12 protein-coding genes are annotated in these 14,784 nt (G+C 62.8%); 5 read left to right on the top strand and 7 right to left on the bottom strand.

The window, feature by feature from the left end; translation table 11 throughout:
- The first annotated feature begins 5 nt into the window (after nucleotides 1–5).
- Genes oppB through BHMPCIPO_RS19835 form a run of 3 tightly spaced genes read left to right on the top strand, consistent with a single transcriptional unit; the run spans nucleotide 6 to nucleotide 3,655 of the window.
- The gene (gene oppB, locus BHMPCIPO_RS19845; RefSeq protein ID WP_173518555.1) at nucleotides 6–929 is read left to right on the top strand and encodes an oligopeptide ABC transporter permease OppB; all 924 of its coding nucleotides are present in this window, start codon (nucleotides 6–8) and stop codon (nucleotides 927–929) included.
- Nucleotides 922–2,052, top strand: a complete 1,131-nt coding sequence (locus BHMPCIPO_RS19840; protein WP_173518554.1) for an ABC transporter permease — start codon at nucleotides 922–924, stop codon at nucleotides 2,050–2,052. The genes oppB and BHMPCIPO_RS19840 overlap by 8 nt, the downstream gene beginning before the upstream one ends.
- A gap of 1 nt (nucleotide 2,053) precedes the next feature.
- Nucleotides 2,054–3,655 (top strand): ABC transporter ATP-binding protein, encoded by a 1,602-nt coding sequence (locus tag BHMPCIPO_RS19835; RefSeq protein ID WP_173518553.1) that lies wholly within the window; start codon nucleotides 2,054–2,056, stop codon nucleotides 3,653–3,655.
- A 77-nt stretch (nucleotides 3,656–3,732) separates the two neighbouring features.
- Here BHMPCIPO_RS19835 and BHMPCIPO_RS19830 read toward each other — a convergent pair whose 3' ends face one another.
- Entirely contained in the window at nucleotides 3,733–5,091 is a 1,359-nt protein-coding gene (locus tag BHMPCIPO_RS19830) for a sigma-54-dependent transcriptional regulator (RefSeq protein WP_173518552.1), read from the bottom strand.
- Entirely contained in the window at nucleotides 5,091–6,917 is a 1,827-nt protein-coding gene (locus BHMPCIPO_RS19825) for a sensor histidine kinase (protein ID WP_173518551.1), read from the bottom strand. Before BHMPCIPO_RS19825 ends, BHMPCIPO_RS19830 begins: the two co-directional genes overlap by 1 nt.
- Nucleotides 6,918–7,157: 240 nt before the next feature.
- On the opposite strand from BHMPCIPO_RS19825, the gene BHMPCIPO_RS19820 reads away from it, so the two are divergent.
- Both BHMPCIPO_RS19820 and BHMPCIPO_RS19815 read left to right on the top strand, forming a co-directional pair.
- The gene (locus tag BHMPCIPO_RS19820) at nucleotides 7,158–8,090 is read left to right on the top strand and encodes a VOC family protein (protein ID WP_173518550.1); all 933 of its coding nucleotides are present in this window, start codon (nucleotides 7,158–7,160) and stop codon (nucleotides 8,088–8,090) included.
- Nucleotides 8,091–8,257: 167 nt separating this feature from the next.
- Nucleotides 8,258–8,860 carry an alpha/beta hydrolase gene (locus tag BHMPCIPO_RS19815; RefSeq protein WP_173518549.1) on the top strand — a complete coding sequence of 201 codons (603 nt, stop codon included), beginning with the start codon at nucleotides 8,258–8,260 and terminating at the stop codon, nucleotides 8,858–8,860.
- A gap of 67 nt (nucleotides 8,861–8,927) precedes the next feature.
- Here BHMPCIPO_RS19815 and BHMPCIPO_RS19810 read toward each other — a convergent pair whose 3' ends face one another.
- Genes BHMPCIPO_RS19810 through BHMPCIPO_RS19790 form a run of 5 tightly spaced genes read right to left on the bottom strand, consistent with a single transcriptional unit; the run spans nucleotide 8,928 to nucleotide 14,622 of the window.
- Nucleotides 8,928–10,040 (bottom strand): ABC transporter permease, encoded by a 1,113-nt coding sequence (locus BHMPCIPO_RS19810; protein ID WP_173518548.1) that lies wholly within the window; start codon nucleotides 10,038–10,040, stop codon nucleotides 8,928–8,930.
- A 1-nt stretch (nucleotide 10,041) separates the two neighbouring features.
- Entirely contained in the window at nucleotides 10,042–11,190 is a 1,149-nt protein-coding gene (locus BHMPCIPO_RS19805; protein ID WP_173518547.1) for an ABC transporter permease, read from the bottom strand.
- Nucleotides 11,187–12,917: an ATP-binding cassette domain-containing protein gene (locus BHMPCIPO_RS19800; protein ID WP_173518546.1), complete on the bottom strand. Its 1,731-nt coding sequence runs from the start codon at nucleotides 12,915–12,917 to the stop codon at nucleotides 11,187–11,189. The genes BHMPCIPO_RS19805 and BHMPCIPO_RS19800 overlap by 4 nt, the downstream gene beginning before the upstream one ends.
- The gene (gene hlyD / locus BHMPCIPO_RS19795) at nucleotides 12,914–13,921 is read right to left on the bottom strand and encodes a secretion protein HlyD (RefSeq protein ID WP_173518545.1); all 1,008 of its coding nucleotides are present in this window, start codon (nucleotides 13,919–13,921) and stop codon (nucleotides 12,914–12,916) included. Before hlyD ends, BHMPCIPO_RS19800 begins: the two co-directional genes overlap by 4 nt.
- Nucleotides 13,918–14,622 (bottom strand): CerR family C-terminal domain-containing protein, encoded by a 705-nt coding sequence (locus BHMPCIPO_RS19790; RefSeq protein ID WP_173518544.1) that lies wholly within the window; start codon nucleotides 14,620–14,622, stop codon nucleotides 13,918–13,920. Before BHMPCIPO_RS19790 ends, hlyD begins: the two co-directional genes overlap by 4 nt.
- Nucleotides 14,623–14,784: the final 162 nt, after the last annotated feature.

Here is a 14,784-nt window from a genome sequence, read left to right as displayed (position 1 = left end):
CGTCCATGATTTCCTTCATCCTTCGCCGATTGGCGAGTGCGGTGCCGACCTTGTTTATCGTCGTCACCATTTCTTTCTTCCTGATGCGGTTCGCCCCCGGTGGCCCCTTCAACCTCGAGCGTCCTCTTCCGCCACAGACGATGGCGAACCTGATGAAGACGTACCAGCTCGATCAGCCTCTTTGGCGTCAATACGTTCACTATCTCAGCAATGCAGTGACCGGCGACTTCGGCCCGAGCTATATCTATAAGGACAATAATGTTGCCGAACTGATCGGCAAGGGCCTGCCCTATTCGATGGAACTGGGTTTCTATGCCTTGCTGCTTGCGGTCATCGGCGGCGTGACTGCCGGCACCATTGCAGCACTCAGGCAGAACAGCGTTCTCGATTTCGCGATCATGTCGGTTTCGACGATCGGCGTCACCGTGCCCAACTTCGTCGTCGGCCCGGTGCTGACGCTCGTCTTTGCGATTGTGCTCGCATGGCTGCCGGCCGGCGGCTGGGGCGACGGTTCCCTGCGCTTCCTGATCCTGCCGATGATCGCACTGGCGCTGCCGCAACTCGCGGTCTTCGCGCGCCTGACGCGCGGCTCGATGATCGAGGCGCTGCATACCGACCATATTCGAACCGCCAAGGCCTATGGCCTGCCGTCACGCACCGTTGTCGTGACCCACGCCATGCGCGGTGCGATGCTGCCGGTCGTCTCCTATCTCGCGCCTTGCGCAGCAGCACTTCTGACCGGTTCGGCGGTCGTCGAGACGATCTTCACCATTCCGGGTGTCGGCCGCTACTTTGTGCTCGGCGCCATCAACCGCGACTACACGTTGGTGATGGGCACGGTCATCCTCGTCGCCATCTTCGTCATCGTCTTCAATCTCCTGGTCGACATTCTCTACGGCCTGCTCGATCCGAGGGTTCGCCATGACTGATATCGTCCAGACACCGGTGGCGACACCGGAAACGAAGGGGCGAAGCCTCTTCCAGCTCGCGGCCATGCGCTTTAGGCGCAACCGCGCCGCCATGGCCGGCTGCTTCATGCTGGCCTTGATCGCACTGTTCTCGTTCCTCGGGCCGCTGTTCGTCCCGCACACCTACGATCAGGTCTTTCCGTCCTACGTGTCGATCGGCCCGAGCCTCGAGCCGCGCCCCGATACGTCCACGCTTCAGGACGTGATGGAAGGTGTAGCGACCCGCGCTCGCGTCACGCTGAAGGAGTTCAACGTCGAGGGTCAAACATTCACCGCGACCGTCACCTCCGAACAGCCGATCGACGCCCGTGCAACGCGTTACTTCGACCGCGCCAACGAATTCCGCGACACGCAAGTGGTCGCAACCGAAGACGATGGGCGGACGCTGAAAGTGACCGGTCAGGTCGACCGTGAATACTTCCCGTTCGGCACCGATTCCAACGGCCGCGACCTTCTGGTGCGTGTCATGCTCGGCGGGCAGATCTCGATCGCCGTCGGTCTCCTCGCAAGCCTGGTCTCGCTCGGCATCGGCGTCGTTTATGGCGCGACATCGGGTTATATCGGCGGCCGCGTCGACAACGTCATGATGCGACTGGTCGAGATTCTCTATTCTCTGCCCTTCGTGTTCCTCGTCGTCGTTCTCGTCGTCTTCTTCGGCCGCTCGTTCATCCTGATCTTCCTGGTGATCGGTGCGGTGGAATGGCTCGACATGGCCCGTATCGTGCGCGGCCAGACACTCGCGCTCAAGCGGCGTGAATTCGTCGGCGCTGCGCAGGCGCTCGGCCTCACGGACTGGCAGATCATCCGCCGGCATATCATCCCCAACACGATCGGTCCGGTCATCGTCTTCGTGACCGTCGTCGTGCCGAAGGTGATCCTGCTCGAGAGCTTTCTCTCCTTCCTCGGCCTTGGCGTTCAAGCGCCGCTGACGAGCTGGGGAGCGCTGATCTCGGAAGGCGCCAACAACATCCAGTCGGCGCCCTGGCTACTGATCTTCCCGGCCATCTTCTTCGTCGTGACGCTGTTCTCGCTGAACTTCGTCGGTGACGGCCTGCGCGACGCGCTCGACCCGAAGGATCGCTGATATGGCAGACATGAAGGAAACGATCCTGGCCGTGCGCGGCCTCAAGGTGAACTTTTCGACGCCAGACGGCACGGTCGAAGCGGTGAAGGGTATCGATCTCGACGTGCGCAGCGGCGAGACGCTCGCGGTCGTCGGCGAGTCCGGCTCCGGCAAAAGCCAGACGATGATGGGCATCATGGGCCTGCTCGCCAATAACGGTACGGTCAATGGTTCCGCGCGCTATCGCGGTCAGGAGCTTGTCGGCCTGCCGCCAAAGGCGCTGAATCAGGTGCGTGGGTCGAAGATTACCATGATCTTCCAGGAGCCAATGACCTCGCTCGACCCGCTCTATACGATCGGCCGGCAGATCGCCGAGCCGATCGTCCACCACCGCGGCGGTACGTTCAGGCAGGCACGCAAACGCGTTCTCGAACTGCTCGAACTCGTCGGCATTCCGGAACCGGGACGCCGCATCGACAGCTATCCGCACGAGCTTTCGGGCGGTCAGCGTCAGCGCGTGATGATCGCCATGGCGCTGGCCAACGAGCCGGATCTGCTGATCGCGGACGAACCGACCACGGCGCTCGACGTGACGATCCAGGCGCAGATCCTCGACCTCCTGAAATCGCTGCAGAAGCGTTTCGGCATGGCGATCGTGTTGATCACGCACGACCTCGGCATCGTCAAGCACTTCGCCGAGCGCGTTGCCGTGATGCGCCGCGGCGAAGTGGTGGAACAGGGCAAGACGGCGGATATCTTCGAAAGGCCACAGGCCGACTACACGAAGATGCTGCTCGCCGCCGAGCCGAGCGGCCGCAAGGCCCCGCCAGCCGACAGCGCACCGATCATCCTCGAAGGTCGCGACGTCTGCGTCGATTACCAGATCGGCGGTGGCCTGTTCCGTGGCGGCACGTCTGTCTTCCGCGCCGTGGACAGCGTCAACCTGCGTCTGAAGGAAGGACAGACGATCGGTGTCGTCGGCGAGTCCGGCTCGGGCAAATCGACGCTCGGACGCGCGCTACTCAGGCTTTTGCCGAGCAGCGGTCACTACCGCTTCGGAACCACGGATATTTCCGGATTCGACCGCGGGCAGATGCGGCCGCTGCGCCGCACGCTGCAGCTCGTCTTCCAGGATCCCTACGGCTCGCTGTCACCGCGTCGCACCGTCGGCGAGATCATCACCGAAGGCCTTTATGTGCACGAGCCCGAGCTCAGCCGTGCCGACCGGGACCGTCGGGCGATCGAGGCACTGAAGGAAGTGGGGCTCGATCCCGCGTCTCGCAACCGCTACCCGCACGAGTTCTCGGGCGGCCAGCGGCAGCGCATCGCCATTGCGCGCGCGATGATCCTGAAGCCGAAGGTCGTCATCCTCGACGAACCGACCTCGGCGCTCGACCGCTCGGTGCAGGGGCAAGTGATCGAGCTACTGCGTGACCTGCAGCGCAAACACGGGCTCTCCTATATCTTCATCAGCCACGATCTCTCTGTCGTGAAGGCGATGTCGGACTACGTGATCGTCATGAAGAACGGCAAGATCGTCGAGGAGGGCCATACGGACGCGATCTTCGAGGCGCCGAAGCAGCCCTATACCAAGACGCTGATCGGCGCAGCCTTCAACGTCTGAGGCTTCGGGCGCTGTCATTCACAGGGACGCGGGCGATCGCGTCCCTGTCTTTGTTCTGTATTTGAGGAACGAACCTGTCAGCTCTCGCTGTCGAGGGAAAAGTCTGCGGCGACAAGCTTCTTGTCGAGCCCGAACTTCTGCATCTTCTCGTAGAGCGTCTTGCGCGAGATGCCGAGCGATTCATAGACCGGCTTCAGGGCACCGCCATGGGCGGCAATGGCGCTGGCGATCAGGCTTTTTTCATAGGCGGCGACCTTGTCGGCAAGACGCCCGCTTTCTTCCTTCGCCGCATCGTGCGGCGCCGCATCGAGCCCGAGGACCAGGCGCTCGGCGGCGTTGCGCAGTTCGCGCACATTGCCCGGCCAGTCGCGTTCTGCCATTTCCGCCAGCATGGCTTGCGAGACCTCCACCTCGTCTCGGCCGTAACGGGCCGCAGATTCCCTGATCAGTTGCAGAAAGAGCAGCGGGATGTCGGCGCGGCGTTGAGCGAGCGAAGGAACCCGAAGGGTCGCGACGTTGAGGCGATAGAGTAGGTCCGCCCGGAAGCGCCCTGCGGCAACTTCCCTTTCGAGATCGACCTTGCTGGTGGCGATGAAGCGCACGTCCAACGGCACGACTTCGTTCGATCCGAGCCGGGTGATGACGCGTTCCTGCAGTACGCGCAGAAATTTCGCCTGCAGATCGAAGGGCATCGAGCCGATTTCGTCGAGCAGGATCGTGCCGCCGCGACCATGCTCGAACTTGCCGTATCGCGGTCTGATGGCACCGGGGAAGGCTCCGGGCTCATGGCCGAAGAGTTCGCTTTCGATCAGGTTTTCCGGCAGCGCTGCACAGTTGATGGCGATGAACGGGTTGTTGGCTCGGGCGCTGAGATCATGCAGCGTGCGGGCGAGCACTTCCTTGCCGACGCCGGTGTCGCCGATGATCAGTGTGTCGGCGTCGGCGGCGCCGATTGCGCGGATACGATAGCGCAGATCGACCATGACCTGGCTTCGGCCGGGAAGCCGCTGCTCGATGTCGTCGCGCTTGCCGGCCACTGCCTTCAGTCGCCGGTTCTCGAGAACCAGGGTCCGCCAATCGAGCGCCCGGCGGATCGTGCCAGCAAGCATCTGGGCTGCGAAGGGTTTCTCGACAAAATCATAGGCGCCTTCGCGCATCGCGCGTACGGCAAGCTGAACGTCGCCATGACCGGTGACGAGGATGACCGGCACCTCGGCATCGATCTCGCGGATGCGCTGCAGGAGGGTCATGCCATCCATGCCGGGCATGCGGATATCGCTGATGACGACACCGGCAAAACTGAAACTGATGAATTCCAGAACGTGTTCGGCTGCCGCAAAGGTCTCGACGCGAAAGCCCGCCAGTTCCAGCGCTTGCGCGCTCGAATGGCGCACATCCTCTTCGTCATCGACGAGCAGGATCCGGCTCTCGATCATTACTCAGCAGCCTCCCGGGCATCGTTGTTTTCGACGGCGAGTTCGATGCGAAACTCGGCGCCACCCTCCGCAAGATTGGTGGCGACAAGGCTGCCGCCGAAATCCTTGATAATGTTATAGGAAATCGAGAGGCCGAGGCCCAGCCCCTTGCCGACGCCCTTGGTGGAAAAGAACGGATCGAAGATGCGCTCGGCAATCGCCGGGGGAATACCCGGCCCTCGGTCACTGATCGTCAGAACCACCTTGCCGTCTTCCCGCCGGGCACGAAGACGGATGGTCCGGTCATCAAGCCCCTCGACCGCATCGGCCGCATTGGAGATGATGTTGACAAGCACCTGCTGCAGGCGGACGGACCCGGCGCGCACGACGAGCGGTGCGTCGCCGAGGTCGATGTCGATGCTTGCCGCTGCGGCCTTCAGCCGAACCGATACGATCTCCATCGTATCGCGCACCACCTCCTCGACCGGAACCGGTCCAAGCTTCTCGTTCGGTTTGCGGGCGAAGTTGCGCAGGTGCTTGCTGATTGCCGCCATGCGATCGACAAGCGCGGAAATTCGCCGGATATTGTCGCTCGCCTCGTCGGAGCGGCCCCGTTCGATCAGCAGTGCGGCGCTATCGGCATAGGTCTTGGCGGCGGCAAGCGGCTGGTTGAATTCGTGCGAGAGGGCCGCGGACATTTGCCCGAGGCCCGCCAGCTTGCCTGCCTGGATCAGATCGGCCTGTGTCCGGCGCAACTGCTGTTCCGTCAGTCGGCGCTCGGCGATCTCCTCCTCGATCTGGGCATTGACGCGCGCAAGGTCGGCGGTCCGTTCGTCGACACGGCGTTCAAGTTCCACCTGCGCTTCCGCCTGCATCGAGATGCGTTCGTTGAGGCGGGCACGCCGTTGCAAGACAATGGCCACGCCGAGGCCGGCCAGGCAGATCAACAGAAGCGCGGCTGCGACTGTCGTGCGCGCTTGCGTATAGGCCGAGGCCGTATCCACCAGGACGTTCACGGTCCAATCGGCATCGGGCATATATTGCGAAAGCACGAGATACTCACGGCTTGAACCGTCGGAGGAGACGCTCATGAAGCGGTGGTCGAGCGAGCTGCTCTCCGCAATGGGGAGCGGGCGCAAGGTGGCGTCGGCGTACCGCCTCGAGGCTTCGGTGCGTCCAAGGCGTTCCGTTGTCAGCGGCAGGATGGAGGAATAGAGCCAGCCCGGGTCGCCGGACATGAAGATGATGCCTTCGGGATCGGAAACGAAGATCCTGTATTCGCCGCCTTGCCAGGAAGCCTCGATGCTTTCGACATCGACCTTGAAGACGATAACGCCGCGGATTTCGTCGCCGATCTGGATTGGCGAGCCGAAATAGTAGCCGCGCTTCAGTGACGTGGTGCCAAGCGCATAGAACCGCGACTGCTGTCCGCGAAGCGCTTGCTGGAAATAGGGGCGGTAGCTGAAATTCTGGCCGACGAAGCTCGTCGGCCCGTCATAATTGCTGGCCGCGATCGTATCGCCGTCCGGCATGATCACATAGATATCAGAGGATTGGAGCAGGCCGTTGATGTCTTTGAGGTAGGCGTTCACCGCCTCCCGCAGTCGCCGGTCGCGCGGGCGGGTAACGAGTTCCTGGACATCCTCATGATCGGCGATCAGGGCAGGCAATGCCTGATAACGATTGAGATGGCCGTCGAGTGCCGTGACGGCGAGCCTGAGAGCGGTGTTTGCCTGAGCGGTCGCCTCGCGCAGATAGCTGTCGGTCGCGACCGCATAGCCTTTCCAGGCCAATATCGCCGCAAGCAACGGCAACAGCAACAATCCAGAGACCAAGCGATATTTCACGGAATGTCCGCCCGCCTCCTCACGTGCTTACGACCACTTGCCGCGTGGTGATCTTAAGCATCGGCGCAACGCGTCACAAGCGTAGGCGCTGCCAGGTCGGCGCTTGTTGACGAGTAATCAGCGTCGTCAATGAAGCGTTGACAATGCGTTTGGCCGCGGCCGGCTTTCGCTGCGGGCTGGAAGAGCGCATCTATGACGCAACGGAGCGCCCGGCGGCGCCAGAGAGAAAGGATCACGGCAATGCTCAATCAGATCAAGGGTCTGCATCACGTCACCTCGATGGCCGACGATGCGCGCGAAAACAATCTGTTCTTCACCAAGTCGCTCGGCCTGCGCCGCGTCAAGAAGACGGTCAACTTCGATTCCCCCGATGTCTACCACCTCTATTACGGCGACGAGGTCGGCACGCCCGGCACGGTCATGACCTACTTTCCGTTCCCGCAAATGCCGCGCGGCCGGGCCGGCACCGGCGAAGTCGGGACGACTGTTTTCTCGGTGCCGCAGGGCTCCCTCGGCTTCTGGAAAGATCGCCTGACGACATTGGGCGTCACCGGTCTCAAGGATGAAGAGACCTTCGGCGAGAAGCGCCTGAACTTTGCCGGTCCCGATGGCGACGGCTTCGCCCTCGTCGAGGTCAAGGACGACCAGCGCACGCCGTGGACGGAAGGCGGCATCTCGGCGGATCACGCAATCCGCGGGTTCCATTCCGCAGCACTGCGCCTTCACGACGAGGGCGCGACGGCCGAGCTCCTGAAGTTCATGGGCTACGAAGAACTCGACCGCAAGGACGGTGTCACGCGGCTGATCGTACCCGGCGGCAACGATGCCCGCGTCATCGACCTCGAGACGATGCCGAATATCGGTCGCGCTTCCCAGGGCGCCGGTTCGGTGCACCATATCGCGTTTGCCGTCGAGAACCGCGAGAAGCAGCTCGAAGTGCGCAAGGCCCTGATGGACACCGGCTACCAGGTGACCCCGGTCATCGATCGCGATTATTTCTGGGCGATCTACTTCCGTACGCCGGGCGGCGTGCTGTTCGAGATTGCCACCAACGAGCCCGGCTTTGATCGCGATGAGGACCTTGCGCATCTCGGCGAGGCGTTGAAGCTGCCGCAACAGCATAAGCACCTGCGCCCGATCCTGGAGAGCCATCTGCAGAAGATCGACGACTAGCGCAGTCAACACCGAGGGCTCGCCCTGCCGGCGGGCCCTTTGCGGCATTGGAATGCTCGGCAGATCATTCACAGTTTCGTCGAAACAGTGGATCTAACTCTTTGAAACAAGGCACTTCCGATAGCGAGCTCGCCAGGAGTTCGCCGGAATAGCACCAGGAGACAAAAATGGTCGACTTTGGCTATGTCCACAAACTGAAGGCCGGCAAGCCCGGTCAGCCGATCTTCTTCGTTTTCCACGGAACCGGTGGCGACGAAAACCAGTTCTTCACCTTCGCGTCCGAGCTCTTGCCCGATGCGACGATCGTCTCGCCGCGGGGCGATGTGTCGGAACATGGGGCTGCGCGCTTCTTCAAGCGCACGGGCGAGGGCGTCTACGACATGGCGGACCTCGCACGTGCCACCGAGAAGATGGCGGCTTTCGTCAAGGCGCTTGCCGCGGAGCATCAGGCTTCGGCGGTGATTGGCCTTGGCTATTCCAATGGCGCGAACATTCTTGCCAACGTGCTGATCGAAGAGGGTGTCTTCGACAAAGCGGCGCTCATGCATCCTCTGATCCCGTTTCGTCCAAAGGACAATGCGGGCCTCAAGGGGCGCCGAGTGCTGATCACGGCCGGGGAACGTGATCCCATTTGCCCGGCCCCGTTGACGCAGGCCCTGGCGGACTACTTCCAGGGGCAGGGCGCGGCGACCGAAACCGAATGGCACTCGGGCGGACACGACATCCGCCAGAACGAAATCACCGCGATCGCACAGTTTCTGAAGGAGTAGCGCATTTGCGGCCGAAAGCGTCGCTTCAGGCAATTCCGGCCACAAAACCGCGTCTTTGCCGGAATTGCTATTCCAGCCGGCGGCGAAACAGCCACGAGGCGGCCGAGAGGGTGACGATGGCGATCAGCAACAGCGGGATCGTCTGTCGCGCCACCTCGACTGCCGGTATGTCCTTGAGGAATACGCCCTTCACAATGACGAGGAAGTAGCGCAGCGGGTTGATATAGGTGATCGGCTGCAGCCACGTGGGCATGTTCTCGATCGGCGTCGCGAAGCCGGAAAGCAACATTGCCGGCACCATGAAGAGGAAGGCGCCGAGGATCGCCTGCTGCTGCGTCATCGACAGCGCCGAGATGAACAGGCCGAGACCGACGACGGAAGCGAGGTAGAAGACCGCGCTGCCGTAGAGCAGGAACAGCGAGCCGCGCAGCGGTACGCCGAAAATGAAGACGGCGGCCAGAATGTAGATCGTGATGTGGAACAGGCCGATCATCATCGGCGGGATCAGTTTGCCGATCAGGATTTCGTGGGTTCGAAGCGGCGAGACCATGAGCTGATCGAAAGTACCAAGCTCGCGTTCGCGCGCGATCGACAGCGCGGTCACGATCAGGCCGATCAAGAGCGCGATGCTGGCGACGAGGTTCGGCACCATGAACCATTGATAGGTGAGGTTCGGATTGAACCAGTTGCGCGCAACGACCGTGATGGCGCCGGACGCCATGCGCTTGCCGGCCGGCGTCTCGGCTCCAAGCGTTCCGACGATGCGCCCGAGATAGCCGGAAACAATCTGCGAGGCGTTGGAGCGACGCCCGTCGAGAATGACCTGTACCTCCGCGGGCCGGCTCGCCTCGATGTCGCGCGAGAAGGTAGGACCGATTTCGATTGCGGCAATGACCTTTTGGGTGTCTATCGCCACGCGCACCTCGTCCGGACTGTTGGTGAAGCGGATGCTGCGGAAAGTCGGCGCGCCGTCGATCTCGCGGACGAGATCCTGACTCCAGTGGCCGTTGTCGCGGTTCAGCACCATGACGTCGACATTCGTCACCTCCAGCGTCGCGGCATAGGAAAACACCAGAAGCTGGAGGATCGGCGGGACGATCAGCACGGTGCGCCCCTTGGGGTCGCGCAGCACCGCCAGCAATTCCTTGACGATCAGCGCCTTGAGCCTTGTCCACCACATCTCAGCCAATCCTCTTGCGGGTGCTGCGGGCGGCGAGCGCGAAGAAGACGCAGCCGATTAAGAGCATGACGGCGATGGCGCGCGTAAACATTGGCCAGATGTCGCCGGCAAGGAACACGGTCTGCAGGCTCGGTATCAGATAACGGGCCGGCACGATAAAGGTGATCCATTGAATGACCGTCGGCATCGAATTGATCTCGAAGAGAAAGCCGGAGAGCAGGAAGGCCGGCAGGAAGGCGGAGATCAGCGCGAGCTGTGAGGCGAGAAACTGGTTCTTCGTCGCCGCCGAGATCAGTAAGCCCTGGCCGAGCGCCGGCATCAGGAAGGTTGCCGAGAGCGCATAGAGCGCCGCGATCGATCCGCGGAAGGGAACGCCGAAGAGGAAGACGGCGAGCAGCACGCAAAGCGTCATCGACGTGAGCCCGAGGATAAAATAGGGCAGCAGCTTTCCAGCCAGCAGTTCGGCGGCCGATACGGGTGTTGCCATCATCGCCTCCATCGTGCCGCGCTCCCATTCACGGGCAACGACGAGCGAAGTGAGCAGCGTGCCGACGAGTGTCATCACGATCGCGATCGACCCGGGCACAAGGAAATTCCGGCTGGTCAGCTCCGGATTGAACCAGAAGCGCTGCTCGGCCGAAATCGCCGGTGGGTGACCGGCGCCGTCGCTCAAGCGCTGGCGCTCCCAGTTGGCAAGGGTCGCCTGGGCGTAGTTTTGGACGAAATTGGCGGTATTGGGGTCGGAGCCGTCGACGAGCACCTGCAACGCCGGGTGGCGCCCGGCGGCATGATCCGCCGTGAAGCCGGCAGGGATCACGACGATGCCGCGCACGCGGCCGAGCACAAGGTCCTCTTCGAATTCGCGCCGGTCGCGGCCGACCGTCACCTTGAAATAGCGTGAAGCCTGGAAACCCGCGGCGAGATCGCGCGTCAGGGGTGCCTCCTCCTCGATGACGAGGCCGATGCGGGTCTGGGTCGTATCGAGCGAGACGCCGTAGCCGAAAAGAAACAGGAGGATCATGGGCAACACGAAAGCGATCAGGATGCTGCTCGGGTCGCGGACGATCTGATAGCTTTCCTTGCGCACCAGCGCGGCAAAGCGACGGGCCCGGACGGTGCGGCTTTCGGCGTTGGAGGATTGCGCGCTCATGCGGCCTCCTTTTCCTCCGAACCCTGAACCAGGGCGATGAAGGCATTCTCCATCGTCGGGTCCGGCAGCTTGTCATTGGCGACCTGCGCCTTCAATTCGTCGGGTGAGCCAAGCGCGATCGACCGGCCGCGGTAGATGAGCGAAATGCGGTCGCAATACTCGGCCTCGTCCATGAAGTGGGTGGTGACGAGCACCGTCACGCCCTTATCGACCAGGCCGTTGATGTGGGTCCAGAATTCGCGCCGGGTGATCGGATCGACGCCGGACGTCGGCTCATCGAGAAACAGCGCTTCCGGCTCGTGCAGCACGGCGCAGGCCAGCGCCAGCCGCTGCTTGAGGCCCAGCGGCAGATCCTTGGCCGACATGCCGAGCAGCCGGTCGAAGGCGAAGATCTCGATCATCAACTGGATGCGCTCGCGCTTGCGTGCGCCGGATAGCCCGTAGACGCCGGCAAAGAAACTGAGGTTCTGGGCGACGCTGAGGTCGCCGTAGAGTGAGAACTTCTGCGCCATGTAGCCGAGCCGGTTGCGTGCCTCGGCCGCGTCGCGGCGCAGGTCGAAGCCGGCAACGCGGCCCTCGCCAGCCGACGGCTTCAGCAGCCCGCAGAGCATCTTGAACGTCGTCGACTTGCCGGCGCCGTTCGGGCCGAGCAGCCCGAAGATCTGGCCGCGCGGAATATCGAAGGTAATGTCGTCGGCCGCCGTGAAATCGCCGAAGCGTTTCGTCAGGCCGTGTGCCTCGATGACGGGTTTGCTGTTCTCCATTGCAAAGGGTGTCTGGGTTTCCGCCAGCCGCGAGCGGCCGCCAGGCCCACCGCCGAGCATATCGATGAAAGCATCCTCGAAGCGGGGCGCGGTGACGGTCACACCAGGCGCTGACGAACCTTCGTCCGGAACTGGCGGTTTGGCGGCCGGCTTCATGACCAGGCGGATCGCTTCACCCTGAATGACGCCGTCGACGACATCGTCCTCGTCGAGATAGCGCGCAAGCTTCTGGCGGCGTCCATGTGTGATCCCGGAAACCTTGAAGACGCGGTCGGCGACGCGATCGGTCAGTTCTAAGGGGCTGCCGGAAAACAGCAACTCGCCCATATTGAGCAGGAGCACGCTGTCGCAGGCCTCGGCTTCTTCGAGATAGGCGGTGGACCAGACGACGCCGATGCCTTCGGCCGTCAGGTTTTCGACCATCTTCCAGAGGTCTCGGCGGGAGATCGGGTCAACGCCGACGCCCGGCTCGTCCAGGAGGAGCAGGCGCGGCTTGCGCAGAAGCGCGCAGGCAAGGCCGAGCTTCTGTTTCATGCCGCCGGAAAGCTTGCCGGCAAGCCGTGCGGTAAAGCGCTTGAGATCGGTGAATTCGAGCAGTTCGTTGAAGGTCGAGGCACGGTCGGCGAGCGGCAGGCCGCGCAGGTCAGCGTAAAGGTTCAGGTTCTCCTGAACGGAAAGATCCTCATAGAGGCCGAAACGTTGCGGCATGTAGCCGATGGCCGCCTGGATGTAGGCCGCATGCGTGACCGTGTCGAAACCGAGCACCTCGACCTTTCCCTCGTCCGGCAGCATCAGCCCGGTCATCAGCCGGATCAGCGTGGTTTTTCCCGCACCGTCAGGGCCGACGAGTCCGGTGATCTGCCCGCCGAGGATCTCGCCATTGATATGGTCGAGCGCCGGTGGAGCCTCGCCGAAGCGCTTGACCACATCCGCGATCCGGACGAAGGGTGCGTTGGCGCTCATCGCTTGGCTCCAGCCTGTTCCGGCAGGCGCACGGTCACCGGCATGCCCTGCCTGAGATCCGGGCCAGGCTTGTCGACGACGATACGCAGGCGATAGACGAGGTCGGTCCTGAGCTCCGGCGTTTCCACCGACTTCGGCGTGAACTCGGCCACCGGCGAGATGAAGCCGACCGTCGCCTTGTAAGGGCGATCCGGGGCGCCGTCCGATGTGACCTCGACGGCCATGCCGGGATGCACGCGTCCGAGGTCCGGCTCGGTCACGTAGGCCCGGACCCAGACGGGCTCGTTCAGCGAAACGACATAGACCATGTCGGACGGCGCGACGATCGCACCGACTTCGCGTACCCGCGAGAGGATCGTACCAGCGCTCGGCGCAAGAAGGCGCGTGTCGGCGAGCGATGTTCGGGCACTCTCGAGCTTGGCTTCGGCCGCAAGCACCTGTGCCTGAGCTGCCTCGATATCTTCGATCCGGCTTCCTTCTTCGAGCAGGGCCAGAGCCTCGCGGGCGGACGTGGCGCGCGCTGCGGCCGCGGCCCTGTTGGCGCTCGCCTCGTCGAGGTTCGCCTGGGAGATGGTGCCGTTCGGCCGCAACTGCCGGGCGCGCTCAAAGGCAAGGTTGGCGTTTTTCAGATCGGCCAGGCGTTCCTCATGGACGGCGCGCGCCTGGGCGATTTCGGTAGGTCGCGCGCCGGCCTTCAGTTTTGCGAGATTGGCCTTGAGCGCGCCGAGTTCGGCTTCTGCCGCCGCCACTGCTTGCTCGAACGGAACGGCATCGAGGGTGGCGAGAACGTCGCCGGGGTTCACCGCATCGCCTTCGTCGACGCCGAGGCTCGCAATGCGGCCATTGACGCGGAAACCGAGAGAGACCTGGCGGATGTCGACATTGCCGTAAAGCACCGAGGTTCGTTCCGTGGCGGCCCAGCCGAGCTGCCGCGGTACATCGAACCACCACACGCCGGCGGCGGCGCCTGCGAACAATAGGAGAGCGATTGCTGGCTTGTTCATGGCTGGCGCTCCTGCTGGCCGCCAAGTGCCGCGACGAGTTCTTCTACGTGGCGACGCAGAATGTCGAGCTCGTCGGGGCCGACAGCCTGCCAGTTCATCTGGCGGAGCATGGCCGCGTGGGCCATGCGGAAAACGAGGATACTGCCGACGAAGGACAGGGTCTTCAGCCGGACATGTTCGGATTGCGGCGGCTCGGCGAGGATTGTTGCAACCAGCCTGCCGGCCATGCCGATCATCGGACCCATGACATTGGTGTAGACCCGCTCGAACGCCTCGGTCGGTTCCATCTGTTCGCGAATGATGAAGCGCGCCCAGCTTTCCGACTGCCGGCTGACGAAGATGGCGACCATATGTTGCGCCATCTGGGTCAGCAGGTCCCGGGCTTCCTCAGCCGACATTGCCTTGCCTTCGCCGTCGAGGCGGGCCAGGCGCCCGAGGATTACGTTTCTAAGTTCACCGACATGTCCGACGATGATCGACGCAAGGTGTTCTGCGGCAGCGATGTAGAGGCCTTCCTTGCCGCCGAAATAATAGGGGATCGCCTGCAGGTTCACCCCGGCGGTTTCCGCAAGCATGCGCGTGCTGGCGCCGTCGAAGCCGTAACGTCCGAAGACATCGATGGAACTCGTCAGAAGCTTCTCGCGCGTGACGTCGCCGCGATCCTGCTTGGGTGTCTGTGTTGTGGATTTGTTTTTCATCATGTCCCGAAATTACATCATTCCATTGATTAAGTCAATCGAATGAATTTTAAAACACTGAACGGGAGCTGCTTGCTCGTAGCGCCGGACGACAGGCGAACGATCGGTTGTTGCCGGGACCGAGGTGGCAACGCAAAGTGGCAGTCATTGGCATCAGCGCAAATG

It is taken from the genome of Ensifer sesbaniae, assembly GCF_013283665.1.
GTDB lineage: Bacteria > Pseudomonadota > Alphaproteobacteria > Rhizobiales > Rhizobiaceae > Ensifer > Ensifer sesbaniae.
Note: the sequence above shows the minus strand (reverse complement) of the source record. Positions and strands in the feature narration are given on the sequence as shown.